Origin of the sequence: Streptomyces sp. NPDC059456 (genome assembly GCF_042750055.1) — a bacterium.
Lineage (GTDB): Bacteria > Actinomycetota > Actinomycetes > Streptomycetales > Streptomycetaceae > Streptomyces.
Genome location: NZ_JBHYVA010000878.1, coordinates 1,397 through 3,026 on the forward strand (window position 1 = coordinate 1,397; position 1,630 = coordinate 3,026).

Consider the following 1,630-nt stretch of genomic DNA (forward strand, 5'->3'; position numbering starts at 1 on the left):
GCGGGCCGGCGCCCCCCCCACCCCCCCCGGGGGCGGGGGGGGGGGGCCGGCCGCCCCCCCCCCCCCCCCCCGCCCCCCCCCCCCCCCCCCCCCCCGGGCGCCCCCCCCCCTTCTCGCTGCCGCGGTCAGCCGAGGCGCGGGTCGCGCGGGGGCTGCTGCTGCGGGTGCTGGGGCGGCTGCTGCTGCGGGTGCTGGGGCGGCTGCTGCTGCGGCTGCCAGGGCTGGCCGGGCTGCGGATAGGGCTGGCCGTACGGCTGCGGAGGCTGCTGGTACGGGGACGGGCCCTGGGGCTGGCCGTACGGCTGGCCCTGCGGCTGCGGCTGCGGCTGAGGTGCCGGCTGCTGGTGCGGCTGAGGCTGCTGGGGTGCTCCCCAGTGGCCCTGGGGGGCCTGCTGGGCGGCGCGGACGAAGTCCTCGGCCACCAGCGCGGAGAGGTTGAAGTACGCCTCCCGGGTCTTGGGCCGCATCAGGTCGAGGTCGACCTCCGCGCCGGCCGCGAGGTGCTCGTCGAACGGCACCACGACGACGCCCCGGCAGCGGGTCTCGAAGTGCTGCACGATGTCTTCGATCTTGATCATCTTGCTGGTCTCGCGGACTCCCGAGATGACGGTGAGCGAGCGGGAGACCAGGTCGGCGTACCCGTGCGCCGAGAGCCAGTCGAGCGTGGTGCTCGCGCTGCTGGCGCCGTCCACCGACGGGGTCGAGATGATGATCAGCTGATCGGCCAGGTCCAGGACGCCGCGCATGGCGGAGTAGAGGAGCCCGGTGCCCGAGTCGGTGAGGATGATCGGGTACTGGCGGCCCAGCGTCTCTATGACGCGGCGGTAGTCCTCGTCGTTGAACGTCGTGGAGACCGCCGGGTCGACGTCGTTGGCGATGATCTCCAGGCCGGACGGCGCCTGGGAGGTGAACCGCCTGATGTCCATGTACGAGTTCAGGTACGGGATCGCCTGGACCAGGTCCCGGATCGTGGCCCCGGTCTCCCGGCGGACACGGCGGCCGAGGGTACCGGCGTCGGGGTTCGCGTCGATCGCCAGGATCTTGTCCTGGCGCTCGGTGGCGAGCGTGGCGCCGAGGGCGGTGGTGGTCGTGGTCTTGCCGACGCCGCCCTTGAGGCTGATGACGGCGATGCGGTAGCAGGACATGACCGGAGTGCGGATCAGTTCGAGCTTGCGCAGGCGCTCGGCCTCGGCGGCCTTGCCGCCGAACCGGAACCCGGAGCGCTGCGGCTTGGGCTTCTGCTTGCCGCGCAGCAGGCGGTCCGAGGACAGCTCGACGGCCGCCGTGTACCCGAGGGGCGCGCCGCCGCCGGACGGGCCGGGCTGGTACCGCGGATCGTGCGGCTGCGGCCCCGGCTGGGGGCCGGGCGCCCACTGGGCGCCGGCCCGGGGGTCGTACGGGGGCTGCGGCTGCGGCTGCTGGGGCTGCGGGGGTGCGGGCTGCGCGCCGGGAACGGCGAAGTCGCCGACGGGCGGCTGCGGCTGGGGCTGCGGCTGCGCCGGTGCGGCGGCCGGGGGGAACCCGTACCCGTCCTGCGGCGCGCCCGGGAAACCGTCCCGGGGCGCCTGCGCGGCGGCTGCGGGGGCGGGCGGCAGCCCCGAGCCGTCCTGCGGTGCCGACGCGGGCGCGG

1 protein-coding gene is annotated in these 1,630 nt (G+C 76.1%); it reads right to left on the minus strand.

Annotated elements, in window-relative coordinates:
- Positions 1-125: 125 nt before the first annotated feature.
- Positions 126-1,630: MinD/ParA family protein (locus tag ACFXA3_RS39940; protein ID WP_385195920.1), on the minus strand; the 1,505-nt coding region annotated here is incomplete at its 5' end.